Below are 16,943 nucleotides of genomic sequence, written 5' to 3'. Positions count from 1 at the left end.
CTCAGCGGTCCGCCTCCCTGATGGCCGACCCGACCTCGCCCACCCGGTCGGCCAGCAGGCTCAGGGCGCCCACCGCTCTGGACATCGGGTCGTCGCCGTCGCCCCCGAGGGCCCTGGCCCTCAGGAAGGCCGCCTTGATCTCCGCCCACCGCGCCGCCTGGGCGGGGGTGAGGCGGCCGCGCAGCTCGGCCAGCTTGAGCAGGTTCGCCTCGGCGTCCTGGGTGAGGGTCTGCGCCTCGCCCAGGTAGTGGTCGTCGATCACCGCCTCCAGCTCGTCGTCGTTCATGGCGGGCACGATGCGTTCGGCCAGCTTGTTCATGTTCCGGTACGACCCCTGCAACCGGTACGGCGGCTCGGTCCTGGACGCCTCCGCCTGCGACGCCGAGGCGATGTACGCCGTGTTGTTGGCCAGCACGACCTCCTGGACCCGTACCAGCTTGGCCAGGACGCTGAGCACCTGGTCCAGCTCGGCCTTGCCGTAGGGGTGCCTGAGCTGGTCGGGGCGGACGGCAGGGTCGCCCTTGGCCAGGCGTACCAGCAGTTCGACGTCGGCGCGGTCGCGGCCCGAGAGCGGCGCGAGGACCGGGTTGGAGGTCAGCGCGTTGTCCACGTAGCTCAGCGCGAACAGGTCGCCCCTGCCGGAGAGCACGTCGCCCAGGTTCCACACGTCGGCGCGGTTGGCCAGCATGTCCGGGATACGGAAACGCTGCCCGGACTCGGTGTACGGGTTGCCCGCCATGCACACCGCGAAGCGCTTGCCGCGCAGGTCGTACGTGCGGGTCCGGCCGTTCCAGACACCCTCGATGCGGCGCTGGGCGTCGCACAGCGAGATGAACTTCTGCAGCAGCTCCGGCGAGGTGTGCTGGATGTCGTCCAGGTAGAGCAGGGTGTTGTTGCCGGTCTCCAGGGCGAAGGAGATCTTCTCGACCTCCTGCCTGGCCGTGGCGTCGGGCGCGTCGGCCGGGTCGAGCGAGGTGACGCCGTGGCCGAGGGCCGGGCCGTTCACCTTGACGAAGACCAGGCCGAGGCGGCTGGCGACGTACTCCATCAGGGTGGTCTTGCCGTAGCCGGGCGGCGAGATGAGCAGCAGCAGGCCCATCTGGTCGGTGCGTTTGCCCGCGCCCGCCGCGCCGAGCTGCTTGGCCAGGTTGTCGCCGATCAGCGGCAGGTAGACCTCGTCGAGCAGGCGGTTGCGGACGAACGCGCTCATGACCTTGGGCTTGTACTCGTCCAGGCGCAGCCGGTGGCGTTCCTGCTCGACCAGCTCGTTGCGGCGGCGCTGGTAGGCGCGGTAGGCCGGGACCCGCTCCCGCGCGAAGGCGTGGGCCCTGGTCAGCAGCTCGTCGAGCCTGATCCGCAGCCTGCGGTCCTCGATGCGCGGGTGGGCCCCGAGCAGGCCCTCGACGGTCTCCTCGGTGGCGGCACTGGAGTCGTGCCGGGGCAGGTCGCACAGGTGCACGGCGACGGCCTCGGCCACCTCGGGACGCCGCTGGTAGGCGCCGATCCAGGCGCGGGCGAGCTGCAGCCGCTCGGGCAGGGGCAGCGCGGCCAGCTCGCCCTCGAACTCGCGGCTCCCGGCCGGGCCGAGCCGCTGCCGGAAGCCGTCGAGGAGGTCGCGGGCGGCCTTGCTGGTCACGAAGCCGGCCGGGCTGCCGCCCAGCTCTTCGACCAGGTACTCGCCGGCGAGCCCGGCCACGTTCTCCCCGGCGTCCTGGTCCGTGGAGAAGGCGGCGATCAGCGTGCCGAGCTCTGCGGCCAGGCTCTCCAGGGCCGGTGTACGACCGAAGACCACGCGGGCGCGGACCAGGGAAGCGGCTCTGGTGGCGAATGTTTTACGTGAAACCTCGTCCGTCCCGAAGGCCCAGAAGAGCTGGGCCGCCGCGCGGGCCTCGGGCGGGTAACGCAGGAGGCCCGCGTCCTCGTGCAGGCGGAGCAGGGCGTCCAGGATGAGGGTGGCGTCGTGGTCGTGCACGCCGCGTTCGTAGCCCTCGTCGTAGCGTTGTTCGGCGGCCTGGCGTACGAGGTCGGCCAGGGGATCGCCGGGCCGTACGGACGCCAGGAGGGAGACGGCCAGGTGCTCGGCCCGGTACATGTCCGGCGTCTCCGACACCAGGAGCTGGTCCCAGAACGGGCGGGTGTCGGCGAACGAGGCCGGCACGGGCGCCCGGTAGTCGGTGCCGGTGATCGCGAACTGCATGACGACGTGTTCGCCGTCGCGGCCGGTACCCCCTCGCTCCACGTGCGGGACCAGCGTCAGGTCGATCGGCTGGGTGTTGACCGCGAAGCGGTGGTGGCCGAGGCGCAGCGTCTCGCCGCCGTCGGAGAACAGGTCCAGGCGGTCCCGCAGGGCGCGGCCCGCCTCCTGCTGCGCCGCCTTGACCCGCCCGTCCAGCTCCTCGGCCCGTACGGCGTCGCCCAGCGAACGCAGCTCGGCCGCCGCCGTACGGATCCTACCGACCATCGGATCGGTGGCGAAGTACGTGTTGACCTCGTCCGCCGACTTCAGCGCCGCCAGCCGCCCGGTCACGCTGCCCAGGATGCGCTCGGCCGAGGCGAAGAGCCGGTCGGCCCGCCTGGCCAGGCCGTCGAGCTGGGTCTGCTTCCTGGCCGAGAACGCCTCGTAGACCTCGTCCCGCTTGGCCGCGAGCTGGGCGGCGAAGTCGTCGAACTCGCCGAACCGCGACTCCAGGCCCTCCACCTGGAGCATCAGGCGGCCCAGTTGCTCGTCGCATTTGTCCGGTGTGTCGGCCATCGCCAGCGCGCCCGAGACGGCCTGGCCGAACAGGGCGAACTCGGCGGCGAAGGCCGCGCGGCCCTCCGAGCCCAGCAGCTCGCGCCGGCGTCCGTCGAGCACGGCCCGCGCCCGGTTCACTCCGGCGAGCACCTCGGCGATCCGGCCCAGGATCGACGTGCGGACGGTGGCGTCGGCGATGTCCAGCGAGCCGACGACCTCCGTCACCACCTCCAGGCCCTCCGCCTGCTCGGCCAGCCGCTCGGCGACCGGCGCGGCCTCGGCCACGGTCGCGATCGCGGCGGCGTCGGCGGCCAGCCGTTCGACCGCCGCGTGGTAGGCGGTGAACGCGTCGGCGCCCTCCAGGAAGGCGACCGCCCGCCTGCCGGTCGCGGCCAGCTCACCGGTCACGGCGGCGGACAGCTCGTCCAGGCCGGCGAGGTCCAGGTGGCGGACGTCGCGCAGGGTCACCAGGCGGCCCTGCTGCCTGCGCAGACCGGCCAGCGTGGTGACCCAGGCGTCGGCGGTGGCCGGGGTGTCGGCGGCGGCCTGGCGTACCAGGTGGGTGGTCTCCTCGGCCGCCGCCGCCAGGGTGTCGGCGGCCTGGCGGGTGAGCTCCTCGACGTTCTCGTACTCGTCGAGCACCTGCTCGGCGGTGGCGCGTACGTCGGCGAGCGGGACGGCGAGACCGTGCTCGCCGAGCCAGTGGTAGGAGTCGGCCGCGCGGGTGCAGGCGGCGATCAGCGCCTCGAACGTGGCCGCCGACGCCGCCATCTCCTCGACCATGCGGGCCACGGACAGGCAGTCGGAGATGCCGCGCACCAGCTCGGCGTTGCCGATGCGCTCCAGGGGCCCGGTCCCGGCGGGCTGGGCGGCGGCGTAGGTGTCGGACACGTACGGCGTCTGCCACACCTGCATCGGGTGGACCCGGGTCGGCTCCTCGGAGAGGGCGCGGAAGACCACCATCGTGCCGTCGTCGAACAGCGAGTACCCGTGGCAGACGATGGGGTTGGCCACCTCCTTCCTGATCACGTTGTACGGCAGCAGCAACGAACGGCCGTCGCCCCGGGCGTGGAAGACGTACAGGACGTCCTCGCCGTTGGGGGAGCGCACGACCCGCTCGAACTCCAGGTCCGTCACGTCCGTGTCGAACGTCTTGCTGATCCCGGTCGCCAGGTAGTACCCGCCCGGGAAGATCAGCCCCTGGTCCTCGGGCAGCCGCTGGCAGGACTGGCCGATGCCGTCGAGCCTGGTCACCGCCTTGGTACGGGTGTTGAAGACCAGATGCCGCCAGTCCGGCTCCTTGTACGGCCTGATCCGCATGAGCACGAGCGGCCCGACCCTGGCGTACTCGACGTCGGCGTCGGCCAGGGACTGGAGGCGTTCGGCGACCGGTTCGGAGTAGACGCCCGCGCCGGTCTCGGTGTTGTTCTCGACCTTGATGGTCAGGTCGCCGCCGATGGTCTCGACGAAGACCTCGCCCTCGATCGAGATGTGCGGATGGCGGCCGAGCACGTGGTCGTCGCGGGTGGTCGGCGTCCACTCGAAGTCGTGGGACGGGGGGAAGACGTGGTCCCGTTCTCCCCGGTTATCCAGATATTTCGGGATCCCGCCGTTGCTGACCGCCCATCTGAGCACCCGCGTGTCCGCCGGACCCGTCCTGAACACCGCCAGCAGCTTGCCCTCGACCCGCCTGAGCTGCTGGAGACTGGTCTCCTTGTAGTACCGGTACAGCTCGGCGAAGTCCTTCCTGAACGCCGGCTCCTCCAGCGTCTCCAGCTTGCCGGTCTCGAACGTGAACGTGTCCCCGTCCCTGGTGAAGCGGTGCACGGCGAACACGTCGGCCACGGTCGTCTCCGGCTTGAGCCCGATGAAGACGTTGTAGCCGAACAACATCACCTCGCCCAGCGAGACGATGTCCCTCGGGACGCAGTTGTTCTCGGTCCTGATCCGCTCGGTGCCGAGCAGGCGCAGCTCCGCGCCGCCGAAGACGCGCAGCCGCTGCCCGTTGACCTCGTCGGCCGCCGCCGCGAGGGCCTTGGCCTGCGTCTGGAGGCGGTTCCTGAGAACCTCGTAGGTCCCGGCTTCCAGCCCGGTGGTGCTCACGTCAGCCCTTCGCCGCCGCCGTCAGCGCGGCCACCGGGGAGTCGGCCACCCCCAGGCGCCGCGCGGTCTCCAGCAGCTCGCCGAGCGCCGACGACTGCGGGCCGCCGTCCTGGATGAGCCGCATGAGCACGGCCGAGACGGTCAGGTTCTTGATGTCCTCGGTGCGCACCCCGCCGACCACGCTCGCGAGGTCGGCCGCCAGGCTGGCCGTCCCGTTCAGGTACGGCTTCACCAAGGCCCCGGCCACCTCCGAGTGGCCCACGAAGCCGTCCACCGCCTTGCCCATGGTGATCGAGCCGACCACCTTGTCGAAGAACATCGTGTCGCCGCCGACGATGTCGATGTTGGCCTTGGACAGGCCCGCCGCCAGCACGCTGGCCTGCGACTCGGCCACCTGGCGGGTGACGTCGATGTGCTTGAGCCTGATCTCCTTGTCGGCCTCCAGGCGCAGGCGGTACTCCTCGTGGCCCCGGCTGGCCTCGTCCAGGGCCGCCATCGCGGCGGCCTTCTGGGTCAGGCCCTCGGCCTCGGCCTTCAGCTTCTCCCCGATCGCGGTGGCGCCGGCCAGCGCCATGGCCTGCTCGCCCTCGGCCTGCGCCTTGAGCCGGTCGCCCTCGATCACCGCCATGGCCCGCGCGCCGTCGGCCTCGGCCCGCAGCCTCTCGCCCAGGGCCAGGGCCTCGGCGCGGCCCACCTTCTCGATGGCGTCCGCGTCGCGCTCCTTGACCTGCACCTGCGCGAGCCCGGCGGCGGCGGACTCGGCCTGGACGCCCTCCGCGAGCCGGATCTTGGCCCGCGCCTCCATCTCCGCGGCCTGCTGCTTGGCCTCGGCCAGCACCAGTTCCTCGCGGGCCCTGAACTTCGAGGCCGCCTCCGCCGCCTCGGCCGCCTTGATGTCCTTGACCAGGTTCTCCTGCGCCTCGGGCGCGGCCGCGATGATCACCTGCTGGCGGGTCCGCTCGGCCTCCTCGACCACGCGCAGCCGCTTGATGCTCTCCTCCTGCTCGGCCACGGTCTTGTCGACCGCGATGCGCTCGCGGATGACCTCGGCGATCGACCGCTTCTCGGTCTCGACCTCCTTGTCCTTCGCGATACGCGACAACTCGGTCTCCCGCTCGCGGGCGATGACCTCCAGCAGGCGGTCCTTCTCGATGCGCTCGCTCTCGATCGCGAGCACCCGCTCGCGGTTCTTCTCGGCGACCGCCACCTCGCGGGCCTGGTTCTCGCGCTGCACGCCGAGCTGCTCGTCGGTCTTGATGCCGGCCGTCTGCGCGCGCAGCCGCTCCTCGGCCTGCACGCGGGCGATCTCCGCCTCCTCGCGGGCCTTGACGGTCTCGATCTCGCGGCGCTGCTTGAGCTCGGCGTCGGCCTGGCGGCGCTGGAGCTCAAGGATGGCCTCGCGGGCGTCCACGTTCTGGCGGGTGATCTCCTTCTCCTCCGCCCGCTGGAACTCGTTGGTCCGTACGTGCTCCAGCGCGGTCAGCTCGGTGATCTTCCTGATGCCCTGCGCGTCCAGGATGTTGCTGGAGTCGAGCTGGGTGAGCGCGGTCTGCTCCAGGTAGTCGATGGCGGCGTCCTCAAGGCTGTAGCCGTTCAGGTCGGTGCCGATGAGCCGGATGATCTCGTCGCGGAACTCGTCCCGCTTGGTGTAGAGGTCGACGAAGTCGAGGTGCTTGCCGGCCGTCTTCAGCGCCTCGGAGAACTTGGCGCTGAACAGCTCCTGGAGCGTGTTCTCGTCGCTGGCCCTGGCGGTGCCGATGGCCTGGGCGACCTTGATGACGTCCTCGGCGGTCTTGTTCACCCGGACGAAGAACGTGATCTTGATGTCGGCCCTGATGTTGTCCCGGCAGATCAGCCCCTCACGGCCGGTACGCGTGATCTCGATGGTCTTCACCGAGATGTCCATGGTCTCGGCCTTGTGGACGACGGGCAGCACGATGGCGCCGGTGAACGTCACGTCCACCTTGTTGACCTTCGACACGATCAGCGCCTTGCCCTGTTCCACCTTGCGGAATAGGCGGCCGATGATGACGAGCAGGCCAATCACGATGACCAGGACCACGGCGAGAAATACGCCGAAGCCCGTGGAGATGACGTCCATCAGATCTCGCTTTCGTAGGGCATGACCCAGAAGAATTCGCCGTCTTTGTCGTATTCGAAGATGAGTGCTTTGTCGCCGCGGGCCAGGCGGTCCCGTCCGGTCGTACGGACCTGGACGATCGCGGTCGAGCCGTCCGCGGAGGTGACCTCGGCCTGGCCGAAGTCGGCGGTGGCGGCGCCGGTGCGGATCACGCACGGGCGGCCGACGAGGTCGCCGCGCGAGTGGTGTCCGCCGTCCGGATACGCCCTGCGCAGCGGCACGACCAGGGCGCGCGTGGCGAGCCAGGCGCCGGCCGCCGCGGCGAAGGGCACGGCGATCCGCGCGCCGTCCGGCAGCACCTGGCCGCCGATCAGGCTCAGCAGCCAGGCGATCGCGATCAGCAGGGACAACGCGATCCCGGCGGGCACACCCCCGAGGCCCAGCCAGGGCGCGTCGTGATCGAGGTCGAACAGGCCGGCGATGACGGCCAGCCAATAAGCCACCACTGCCGCGAGAAGAAAACTGAAAATGACAGTCGGAAAGCTCAGAGCGGCGTGTGAGAACTCAGTCATCAACCCTCGGTCTGCCCATCCCCCGGTGTGTTCTGACGGACTATATACATATAAAGCGCGACTAAAGCGGAAAGTTCCCGAGTTCATATGGAAAGTTATCCGACTTGACCTCAAGTGCGGTTGAGGTAGCAAGCTCGGGGACATGAGCGAAGTGATGAGGGCTGCAGCGTTCGCCGAACCGGGCGGACCCGAGGTGCTGAAGGTGATGGAGGTGCCCGCGCCGCAGGCGGGCCCGGGAGAGGTGCGCGTACGGGTGCGGGCGGCCGGTGTGCAGCCGTTCGACACGGCCGTACGGGCGGGTTGGCTGCCGCCGTACATGGGGGACGTGCCGTGGCCGCGCATCCCCGGCAACGAGTTCGCCGGCGTGGTCGACCAGGTGGGCGACGGGGTGACCGGGGTGTCGGCCGGTGACGAGGTGCTGGGGTTCTCGCGCCTGTACGCCTACGCCGAGTACGTCGTCGTCCCGGCCGCCGACGTGGCTCCCAAGCCCGCCGGGATCCCCTGGGAGGCGGCCGGCGGGCTGACGTCCGGCGTCCAGACGGCCGAGCTGGCCCTCGACGCCCTGGCGGTCGGGGAGGGCGACACGTTGCTCGTGCACGGGGCGGCCGGGTCGGTGGGGACGGCGGCCGTACAGATCGCCCGCATGCGGGGCGCCACGGTGATCGGCACCGCCCGCGAGGTGAACCACGACTACCTGCGCGAGCTCGGCGCGATCCCGGTCGCCTACGGGGACGGGCTCGCCGACCGGGTACGCGCGCTCGCCCCCGGCGGCGTGGACGCGGCCCTCGACGGCGCCGGCGGGCACGCCCTGGAGGTCTCGCTCGAACTGGTCGCCGACCGCGGGCGCATCGTCACGATGGTCGAGCACGGCAAGGCGGCCGAGCTGGGCGTCAGGACCGTGATGGGCGAGCGCACCGCCGAACGGCTCGGCCGGTACGCCAGGCTGTACGCCGAGGGCCGCTTCGTCTTCCCGGTGCGGCGGACGTACCGGCTGGACGAGGCCGCCGACGCCCATCGCGAGGTCGAGACCGGCCACGGCCGGGGCAAGGTCGTCCTGGTGACGGACTGAGGACGCGCGCCGAGATCCCCTGGCGGGCCGGTCAGCCGACGCTCTTGTGGCGCCGGCTGAACCGGCCCGCCTTCGCGCGGTTGCCGCACACCTCCATCGAGCACCACCTGCGGCTGCCGTTCTTGCTCACGTCCAGGAACCACAGGACGCAGGACGGGTTCGCGCACTTGCGCAGCCGTTCGGGACGCTCCCGCAGGAGGGGGACGACGGCGGCGGCCGCCGTCCAGGCCGCCTCCCAGGCCGGGTCGGACACCACGACCGTGTCGCGGGGGCCGTCGTCGCCGAACCGGGGCCTGGTCGCGCCCTCGTCGAGCACCGCGTTGAGCCGGTCGTGCCCCCGCCCTTCGAGCAGCCCGCGCAGCGCGTCCCGCGCGAGGACGAGGCGGTCGCGCACCCGTTCCAGGCCGGGCGCGCCCGGCAGGCCGTGATCGCCGAGCCAGGCGCGCACGCCTTCCAGGTCGTCGAACTGGTCCAACAGGGCGCCCTGGTCCACCCACACGGTGTCCACCAGGTCCAGCGCCAAGGGCTCGTCGCGGAGCGGCCGTATCCTCACTGCTTCTAACCCCTCAAAGCGATTTGACTGGTTATCTCTTGGCATGCTATCACTTAACCGTCAAAACGGATTTAGCCGGTTAGAGAGTGTGTTGACATGACTGTTCAGTACCGCACCGCTGTGATCGACGGCCTCGACGTGTTCTACCGGGAGGCGGGCGACCCCTCGGCGCCCACACTGGTGCTGCTGCACGGGTTCCCGACCTCGTCGGTGGCCTACCAGGAGCTGATCGCCGAGCTGGCCGACGAGTTCCACCTGATCGCGCCCGACTACCCCGGATTCGGCCACAGCTCGGCCCCCGCCGCCGACGAGTGGGACTACACCTTCGACCACCTGGCCGACGTCGTCGACCAGCTGCTCGACACCCTGGGCCTCACCAAGTACGCCCTCTACGTGCACGACTACGGCGCCCCGGTCGGCTTCCGCCTCGCCGTCCGCCACCCGGAACGTGTCACCGGCATCGTCACCCAGAACGGCAACGCGTACGAGGAGGGTCTGACGCCCTTCTGGGAGCCGCTGCGCAAGGCGTGGGCCGACCCGTCCGAGGAGAACACCTCCGCGCTGCTCGGCCTGCTCACGCCCGAGGCCACCCACTGGCAGTACACGCACGGCGTCCGTGACGCCGGCCTGGTCAACCCGGACAAGGCGGTCCTGGACCAGGCCCGTCTCGACCGGCCCGGCAACCACGCCGTCCAGCTCGCCCTCTTCGTGGACTACGGCCGCAACCTGGGCCTCTACCCGGAGTGGCAGGAGTACCTGCGTACCAACCAGACGCCGGTGCTGGCCGTCTGGGGGCGGCACGACGAGATCTTCGGCCCCGACGGCGCCCTCGCCTTCGACCGGGACACCAAGCGCGTGCAGATCCAGCTCCTGGACGCGGGCCATTTCGCCCTGGAGACGCGCGGCCCGCAGATCGCCGCGCTGGTCCGCGACTTCCTCCGCCGCCTCTCCGACTGAACGCGCACACCCGCCGCGCCCGGCGACAGCAGGGTCGTGCTGCGCGAGCCGACCGCCCTGGCCGGCGGGGTGTCCTGACCAGGGCTCTACGTGGGGCGGGCTCTACGTGGGGCGGGCTACTGACGGTGGCGCATGGCCTCGCCGATCACCAGGCCGGTCTCGTTGAGCTCGGTCTCGCCGTCCTCGACGTCCCAGAGCGCGTTCTGCAGGAGCCGGCCGAGGGTCCAGCCGGCCGCCCTGGCCGGGTCGAGGCCCAGCACGTCCACCATCAGGTCGAACCGCCGCAGCACGCCCCGCACCGGGTCACCGGTGGCGACCACGGCCTCCCACCGGTTGTCCAGGGCGGGCCACAGGTCGAAGCCGGGGTCGCCGGCCAGCGGCTTGGGGTCGATGGCGAGCCACGGCTCCCGCTCGGCGGCCAGCACGTTGTCGTAGTGCAGGTCCCAGTGCAGCAGCCGGTCGCCCGGCTCGCCGACGAGCTCGGCGACCGTGTCGGCGCACCACCGCAGCCAGTACCTGTCCGCTTCCCGGGGCATCGCGGTCGCCGCCTTGTCCACGTCGGCCAGCATGTCCTTGGCGATGTCCCCAAGGCGGCGCATCCCGGGTGGGGCGGGGAAGGCGGTCAACCGGCCCAGCAGCTCGGTCAGGATCGTCAGCGCCTCGACGTCGTCGGGCACGGCCGACAGCGGGCGGGCGGAGTCGAGGCGTTCGAGCAGCAGGGTGCCGGTCTCCGGGTCCTCGTCGAGCAGCAGCACCGACCCCTTCCCGGCCCACGTGCGCAGGCCAGGAGCCTCGGTGGCGTTCTCGTCGGTGACGGGCTGGAGCTTGAGCGCCGCTCTGGTGCCGTCCTCCCGTACGACGGGCAGCACGAGGGAGACCACGCCGTGCATGGGCCGCCCCTCGTCCAGCCGTAGCGCCCATTCCTCCAGGTAACGTTCGGCCAGCGCGGGCAGGCCGGCCGACCAGGCGCGACCCTTCTCCCCGTCGATCTTCACATGTGACTCGGTCAACGCCTCGGGCACCTTGATCTTCATCACCCAAGTCTGCCTCCGGGCGCGGAGTCCGTGGCTAGAAATGCCAGGGGTAGGGCGACCAGTCGGGCGCCCGCTTCTCCAGGAAGGAGTCACGGCCCTCGGCGGCCTCGTCCGTCATGTACGCCAGCCGCGTCGCCTCACCGGCGAAGACCTGCTGGCCCACGAGCCCGTCGTCGATCATGTTGAAGGCGAACTTCAGCATGCGCTGGGCGGTCGGCGACTTGCCGTTGATCTTGCGGGCCCACTCCAGCGCCGTCGACTCCAGCTCGGCGTGCGGGACGACGGCGTTGACCATGCCCATGCGGTGGGCGTCGGCCGCGGTGTAGGTGTCGCCGAGGAAGAAGATCTCGCGGGCGAACTTCTGCCCGACCTGCCGGGCCAGGTAGGCCGACCCGAAGCCGCCGTCGAAGCTGGCCACGTCGGCGTCGGTCTGCTTGAAGCGGGCGTGCTCGGCGCTGGCGAGTGTGAGATCGGCCACGACGTGGAGGCTGTGGCCGCCGCCCGCGGCCCAGCCCGGCACCACGCAGATCACGATCTTGGGCATGAAGCGGATCAGGCGCTGCACCTCAAGGATGTGCAGGCGCCCGGTCGCGGGCGAGCCGTCGGCGTACTGGTAGCCGTCCTTGCCCCTGATGCGCTGGTCGCCGCCGGAGCAGAAGGCCCACCCGCCGTCCTTGGGCGAGGGGCCGTTGCCGGTGAGCAACACGCAGCCGACGTCGGTGGTCTGCCTGGCGTGGTCGAGAGCCCGGTAGAGCTCGTCGACCGTCTGCGGCCTGAAGGCGTTGCGCACTTCGGGACGGTTGAAGGCGACCCGCACCGTGCCCTGGTCGAGGGCCCGGTGGTAGGTGATGTCGGTGAAGTCGAAGCCCTCGACGACCTGCCACATCTTCGGATCGAACAGCTCGGAGACCATGGGCAGGAGCCTAACGGATCTGCCCCTCCGCCCATTCGGCCCACGACTTCTGCACGGCGCCGAGCCGCAGGCCGTACTCCAGGGCCAGGCGGCCGTAGACCGACAGGTTGTCCTCGCCGCTCTCGACGAAGCCCTTGATGGCCTGCATGTGCTCCAGGTGCCGGCCCACCACCTCGGCCTGGCGGCGCAGGTACGCGCGGGCCTGCTCGGGCGCGTCCTGGCCGAGGAAGAACACGCGCAGCAGCATGTCGCTGCGCCCGACCCTGGTCGGCTCGACCTCGGTGATCCAGTGGCGCAGCTCGGCGCGGCCCTCCTGGGTGATCTCGTACTCCTTGCGGCCCCGGGGGCCTTCGGCAGCCACGTGCACGAGCCCGGCCTCGGCAAGTTTGCCCAGCTCTGCGTAGAGCTGGCTCTGGGTGGCCGGCCAGACGTTGGACAATGAGACGTCGAAGGTCTTCAGCAGGTCGTAGCCGCTCGCCGGTCCCTCGGCGAGGAGACCCAGCACGGCGTGTCTCAAGCTCATATTCCTATATTGACATATCGCGGCAGGAGGTTCTACCTTCGACATGTCTACACAGGAATGTCTAAGGAGTTCCACGATGCGCGGTCTGCTCGGTTTCCTCCCCTGGGTCGTCTACGCGGTCATCGCCACCGGCGACGAGTGGCGCTGGGGCGCCATCACCGGCTTCGTGATCGCCCTCGCCCTCGTGGTCATCGACCGCCGGTCCGGCCGGGCCTGGGACGAGATCGTCATCGAGACCAGCGCCGCGATCTTCTTCGCCCTGCTCACCGTGGTCTCCCTGGTGGCCCCGCACTCGCCGCTCACGCCGTACGGCCCCGCGCTGGTCAACGTCTGGCTGGCCGGCACGGCCTGGGGCTCGATGGCCATCCGCAAGCCGTTCACGCTGGGCATCGCGCGCACGATGGCGCCGAAGGAGATCTGGGAGACCCCCGCGTTCTACCGCGTCAACGTGGTCATCACGACGGTGTGGGCGGTGGCGTTCACGCTCGCCGCCGTCTCGCTGACGTTCGTGCTGGCCGCGGCCCCCCACGCCACCACGGTGGTCATCGCCGTCAAGGTGCTCTCGTTCGTCGTCCCCGCCGTCTTCACCGCCCGTTACCCGAAGATCGTCCGCCGTCGCGCCGCCGCCGCTAAGTGACCTCCGCCCGCAGCTCGGCCAGGAGCTCTCCCTGGTCGGCCAGCATGTCGGTGAGGATGCGGCGGGCGGCCCCCAGCAGGTCGGCCAGCTCGGGAGTGGCCAGTGTGTAGACCACCGTGCTGCCTTCGCGGATGGCGCTCACGATCCCGGCCCTGCGCAGGACCGCAAGCTGTTGTGAGAGGCTCGACGCCTCGATGTCGATCTGGGCCAGCAGGTCCCTGACGGGCAGTGGCCCTTCCTGGAGCAGCTCCAACACTCTGATGCGAGCGGGGTGGCCGAGCGTCCTGAAGAAGTCGGCCTTGGCCTGGTAGACCTCCACGTGCATATTGCAAGACTAATCCAGCGCAGTTGCATAATTCTTCAAGTCGTAACGTTGTTGGATAGCATGACAGCGGGGACTAGGGAGTAGCCATGGGCCGAGGAAGAGCCAAGGCGAAGCAGACGAAGGTCGCTCGCCAGCTGAAGTACACCAACCACAACATCGACTACGACCGGCTGCGTGAGGAGCTGGGCGCGGACACGCCGCGGGAGGAGATGTACCCGTCCACGGGTTCCGAGCAGGAGTCCGAGCGCGCGCAATGACGCGCGTGAGCTTCGCGGGGGCGTCCGCGACGTTTCTGGACCGCCTGGCCTCCGGCGCCCGATCGGGCGCCGCGAGCCCCAGGCGGTGCGGCGCCCTGCCCGTCGCCCTCACGACGGTCCTGCTCGGTTGACCCGACACCGCTTCCGGCAGCGCTTCCGGCAGACTGCCGGTTCGGCACCGCGTCCGGCAGTTGGTCAGCTCGACGTCGTTTCCAGCAGGTGGCGCGCGTCGGTGAGCAGGCGGTCTACGGCGGCCTGCGACACGGGGTCGGTGTTCTGCTGGAACCCGTGCGCGAGGCCGGGCTCCCTGCGCCGCGTGACCGGCACACCCGCCTCGGCCAGCCGCCTGGCGTACGTCTCGCCCTCGTCCCTGAGGGCGTCGTGCTCGGCGGTGACGATCAGTGTGGCGGGCAGCCCGCGCAGGTCGGGCACGAGCATCGGGCTCAGCCGCGGATCGGCGCGCCGCGCCGGGTCGGGCGCCCACTGCCGCACGGCCCAGGCGAGGAAGTCCTCGTCGAGCGCGTGACCGGTGCCCTTCTCCCGTACGCTCGGCTGGGAGAGCGTGAGATCGGTGTTGGGGCAGACCAGGATCTGGACGGCGGGCAGCGGGCCGCCCTCGTCCCGTAGGGCCAGGCAGGCCATCGTGGCCAGGTAACCGCCCGCGCTGTCACCCGCCACCGCGACCGGACGGGCCCAGCGCAACACCTCCATCGCGTCCTCGACCGCGCCCGGGTACGGATGCTCGGGCGCCAGCCGGTACTCCACCGCCATCACCTCCACCCCGCACCCGTCGGCCAGCAGCCGGCAGAACCGGTCGTGCGTGTCCAGGTCGCAGAACACCCACGCGCCCCCGTGCAGGTACACCACGAGCGGCCGCCGTTCCTCCGCCGGCCGGTAGTGCCGCAGCCGCAGCCCGCGCGGCCCGGTCAGGTCCGTCACGTACGGCAGCTCGGGCCCGCGCGGACGCAGGTGCCCGCGCTCGGCACCGGCCCTCCTGAGCTGGTGGACGTCGGGATCGTTCATGGACGACGAGTGTAGGGATCACCCGTGGGCAAAGGTCTCGCTGCCCCGGCGCAAAGACAGGCATGCCGGGAGGACCGCTGGGCAGGTGCCGGGCGGGCGCGACAAGGAGATCGAGACATGCGCGTAGGAATCGTGGGTTCGGGAAGGCTCGGCGCGCCGCTCGGCCGCCTGCTCTCGGCGGCCGGTCACGACGTGCTCTTCAGCGACGCCCGGCTGACCCTCACCGAGGAGGCCGCGGTGGCCGCCGAGGGCCAGGCGGGCGGCGGCTCGCCGATCGAGGCGGCCCGCTTCGGCGAGGTCGTCGTGATGGCGGTGTGGTGGGAGGCGTTCCCCACCGTGGTCGAGGAGCTGGGCCCGGTGCTGGCCGGCAAGATCGTCATCGATCCCAGCAACCCGATCACCGAGCGCGACGGCGCCGAGGCGGTGGTGGCCGTGCCCGGCGGGCTCACCAGCCCGCAGTACCAGCAGCACGTGCTCGGCCCCGGCGTACGGCTGGTGCGCACGTTCAACACCAAGTACCCCAACGAGCTGCTGGACCTCGGCATGGCCGGGCAGCGCGGCGGCCCCCGGGCCGACATGCCCTACTGGGGCGACGACGACGCGGCCAAGAAGGCGGTGGTGCCGCTCATCGAGGACGCCGGGTTCACCGCCATCGACGGAGGCGGCCTGGCCGACGCCCTGTGAGGCGGGCGCCGGGTCGCGCAGGTGTCGTGGGACGCCCTGTGAGCCGGGTCAGGTCGCGCAGGTGTCGTGGGTGGCGTCGAAGCCCTTGAGCGCCTCGGTGTCGTCGGCGCGCTGCGGCTTCAGCCCCTTCCAGTCGTTGCCGATCACCAGCACCAGGTGGTTGGTACGGGCGCCCGCGACCAGCCTGGGCGTGGCGGCCAGGAGGTCGTTGGTGAGCGTGGGCACCCGCGTCTCGCCGTTGGGGCCGTAGAGCAGCGCGGTCTTCGCCAGGGGTTTCGTGGCCGAGTCGCCGATCTTGCTGATGTGGTAGCCGCGCTGTTCGAGGAAGGCGGCCACCTGCGTGCCGAGTCCGCCGCGGTAGGTGCCGTTGCGCAGCTCGATCTGGATCTTCGTCCGGCCCACCTTGGCCTGGCCGCCCTTGACGCCCTGGACGCGCTGGTCCCTGGCCACGATCTGGAACAGCCTGCCCGCCTGCGGCTGCACCCACTCGACCCGGCCCGGCTGGCTCAGCGAGTAGTGCCAGGGGGTGGTGATGAAGCGGATCTCCCCGGCGTTCAGGCCCTGGAGGCTGGTGGCGAGGTCCTTCATGACGGTGATCGACAGGTCGTCGTCGACGGTCACCGACTTGGTGCCGGCGTCGAGGAAGCCGAACAACTTGTTCGGGTCGGTGAGCGTGGCGCCGCTCATCACCTTCTTGAGCATGGAGGCGATGAACATCTGCTGCCGCTGGATGCGCCCGATGTCGGAGCCGTCGCCGAGGCTGTAGCGGGCGCGTACGTAGCCGAGCGCCTGCTCGCCGTTGAGCGTCTGCCGCCCGGCGGGCAGGTGGAGCAGGGCCTTCTTGTCGTTGACCGGGCCGGGCAGGCAGACCTCGACGCCGCCCACCGCGTTGACCATGCTCTTGAAGCCGGTGAAGTCGACCTTCACGAAGTGGTCGATGCGGATGTGGGTGAGCGCCTCGATCGTCTTCCAGGTGCAGGCGATGCCGCCCGAGTTGAACGACTCGTTGATCATGCCGAGGTGCGGCTGCTGGCCGGGCAGGCCGCCCGTCGCCCGGCAGGCGGGCAGCTGGACCAGCGAGTCGCGCGGGAAGCTGATCACCATGGCGTTGTCCCGCTTCGACGAGACGTGCGCCAGCATGATCGTGTCGGTGCGCTCGCCCGCGATGCGGTGGCCGTACCTGGCGTTCTTGCCGTCGCGCTGGTCGGAGCCCACGATCAGGACGTTCATCGCCGAGGTGGCGACTTTGGGCGGCCGCGTCTCGCCGAGGTCCTCCTTGGTGACCTCGGCGCGCTTGAGGTTGCCGTTGAGTTTGGCGGTGACGCCGACGGCCACGCCGACGACGAGGAGGATGACGGTGACCGCGATCGCGATCGTCCAGCGCAGCCAGCGCCGTCGGCGCTTGGGGGCGCCGGGGTCGCTGGAGGGGGGAGCGTCGAGAAGCCCGCTGCTCACGTGACTCCAGAGGGACGGGGGCCG

16 protein-coding genes are annotated in these 16,943 nt (G+C 70.8%); 6 read left to right on the top strand and 10 right to left on the bottom strand.

Going from position 1 to position 16,943, the window contains the following annotated elements; all coding sequences use genetic code 11:
- Position 1: 1 nt before the first annotated feature.
- The 3 genes from DMB42_RS32545 to DMB42_RS32535 are packed head-to-tail and all read right to left on the bottom strand — an operon-like array spanning position 2 to position 7,423.
- On the bottom strand, positions 2-4,837 hold the full coding sequence (locus DMB42_RS32545; RefSeq protein ID WP_125640421.1) for a DNA repair ATPase: 4,836 nt from the start codon (positions 4,835-4,837) through the stop codon (positions 2-4).
- A gap of 1 nt (position 4,838) precedes the next feature.
- Entirely contained in the window at positions 4,839-6,938 is a 2,100-nt protein-coding gene (locus DMB42_RS32540) for a flotillin family protein (protein WP_125640418.1), read from the bottom strand.
- On the bottom strand, positions 6,938-7,423 hold the full coding sequence (locus DMB42_RS32535; RefSeq protein WP_260478082.1) for a hypothetical protein: 486 nt from the start codon (positions 7,421-7,423) through the stop codon (positions 6,938-6,940). Before DMB42_RS32535 ends, DMB42_RS32540 begins: the two co-directional genes overlap by 1 nt.
- 220 nt (positions 7,424-7,643) lie before the next feature.
- Between DMB42_RS32535 and DMB42_RS32530 the strand changes: the two genes are divergently transcribed.
- Positions 7,644-8,558 (top strand): NADP-dependent oxidoreductase, encoded by a 915-nt coding sequence (locus DMB42_RS32530; RefSeq protein WP_125641146.1) that lies wholly within the window; start codon positions 7,644-7,646, stop codon positions 8,556-8,558.
- Between the two features lie 31 nt (positions 8,559-8,589).
- Here the strand turns inward: DMB42_RS32530 and DMB42_RS32525 are convergent, their stop codons facing one another.
- Positions 8,590-9,111: a CGNR zinc finger domain-containing protein gene (locus tag DMB42_RS32525; RefSeq protein WP_260478081.1), complete on the bottom strand. Its 522-nt coding sequence runs from the start codon at positions 9,109-9,111 to the stop codon at positions 8,590-8,592.
- Between the two features lie 96 nt (positions 9,112-9,207).
- Here DMB42_RS32525 and DMB42_RS32520 point away from each other — a divergent pair, with 96 nt between their 5' ends.
- Positions 9,208-10,068: an alpha/beta fold hydrolase gene (locus DMB42_RS32520; protein ID WP_125640413.1), complete on the top strand. Its 861-nt coding sequence runs from the start codon at positions 9,208-9,210 to the stop codon at positions 10,066-10,068.
- A gap of 116 nt (positions 10,069-10,184) precedes the next feature.
- Here the strand turns inward: DMB42_RS32520 and DMB42_RS32515 are convergent, their stop codons facing one another.
- The 3 genes from DMB42_RS32515 to DMB42_RS32505 are packed head-to-tail and all read right to left on the bottom strand — an operon-like array spanning position 10,185 to position 12,538.
- Positions 10,185-11,102 (bottom strand): aminoglycoside phosphotransferase family protein, encoded by a 918-nt coding sequence (locus tag DMB42_RS32515; RefSeq protein ID WP_125640410.1) that lies wholly within the window; start codon positions 11,100-11,102, stop codon positions 10,185-10,187.
- Positions 11,103-11,136: 34 nt separating this feature from the next.
- Positions 11,137-12,015: a 1,4-dihydroxy-2-naphthoyl-CoA synthase gene (locus DMB42_RS32510; protein ID WP_125640407.1), complete on the bottom strand. Its 879-nt coding sequence runs from the start codon at positions 12,013-12,015 to the stop codon at positions 11,137-11,139.
- A gap of 10 nt (positions 12,016-12,025) precedes the next feature.
- Positions 12,026-12,538, bottom strand: coding sequence for a PadR family transcriptional regulator (locus DMB42_RS32505; RefSeq protein ID WP_125640404.1), 513 nt, complete (start codon positions 12,536-12,538; stop codon positions 12,026-12,028).
- A 76-nt stretch (positions 12,539-12,614) separates the two neighbouring features.
- Here DMB42_RS32505 and DMB42_RS32500 point away from each other — a divergent pair, with 76 nt between their 5' ends.
- Positions 12,615-13,175, top strand: coding sequence for a hypothetical protein (locus DMB42_RS32500; RefSeq protein WP_125640403.1), 561 nt, complete (start codon positions 12,615-12,617; stop codon positions 13,173-13,175).
- Here DMB42_RS32500 and DMB42_RS32495 read toward each other — a convergent pair.
- Positions 13,168-13,500, bottom strand: coding sequence for a helix-turn-helix transcriptional regulator (locus DMB42_RS32495; RefSeq protein WP_043615149.1), 333 nt, complete (start codon positions 13,498-13,500; stop codon positions 13,168-13,170). The genes DMB42_RS32500 and DMB42_RS32495 overlap by 8 nt on opposite strands.
- A gap of 86 nt (positions 13,501-13,586) precedes the next feature.
- On the opposite strand from DMB42_RS32495, the gene DMB42_RS32490 reads away from it, so the two are divergent.
- Both DMB42_RS32490 and DMB42_RS55305 read left to right on the top strand, forming a co-directional pair.
- Positions 13,587-13,757 (top strand): DUF3073 domain-containing protein, encoded by a 171-nt coding sequence (locus DMB42_RS32490; protein WP_125640400.1) that lies wholly within the window; start codon positions 13,587-13,589, stop codon positions 13,755-13,757.
- The gene (locus DMB42_RS55305; RefSeq protein ID WP_260478080.1) at positions 13,754-13,888 is read left to right on the top strand and encodes a hypothetical protein; all 135 of its coding nucleotides are present in this window, start codon (positions 13,754-13,756) and stop codon (positions 13,886-13,888) included. The genes DMB42_RS32490 and DMB42_RS55305 overlap by 4 nt, the downstream gene beginning before the upstream one ends.
- Positions 13,889-13,952: 64 nt before the next feature.
- Here the strand turns inward: DMB42_RS55305 and DMB42_RS32485 are convergent, their stop codons facing one another.
- On the bottom strand, positions 13,953-14,780 hold the full coding sequence (locus tag DMB42_RS32485; RefSeq protein WP_125640397.1) for an alpha/beta hydrolase: 828 nt from the start codon (positions 14,778-14,780) through the stop codon (positions 13,953-13,955).
- A gap of 117 nt (positions 14,781-14,897) precedes the next feature.
- Here DMB42_RS32485 and DMB42_RS32480 point away from each other — a divergent pair, with 117 nt between their 5' ends.
- The gene (locus DMB42_RS32480; protein ID WP_125640394.1) at positions 14,898-15,464 is read left to right on the top strand and encodes an NADPH-dependent F420 reductase; all 567 of its coding nucleotides are present in this window, start codon (positions 14,898-14,900) and stop codon (positions 15,462-15,464) included.
- Positions 15,465-15,512: 48 nt separating this feature from the next.
- Here DMB42_RS32480 and DMB42_RS32475 read toward each other — a convergent pair whose 3' ends face one another.
- Positions 15,513-16,919, bottom strand: a complete 1,407-nt coding sequence (locus tag DMB42_RS32475; protein WP_125640391.1) for an LCP family protein — start codon at positions 16,917-16,919, stop codon at positions 15,513-15,515.
- Positions 16,920-16,943 lie beyond the last annotated feature (24 nt).

Origin of the sequence: Nonomuraea sp. WAC 01424, assembly GCF_003947315.1 — a bacterium.
GTDB classification, from domain to species: domain Bacteria; phylum Actinomycetota; class Actinomycetes; order Streptosporangiales; family Streptosporangiaceae; genus Nonomuraea; species Nonomuraea spiralis.
Note: the sequence above shows the minus strand (reverse complement) of the source record. Positions and strands in the feature narration are given on the sequence as shown.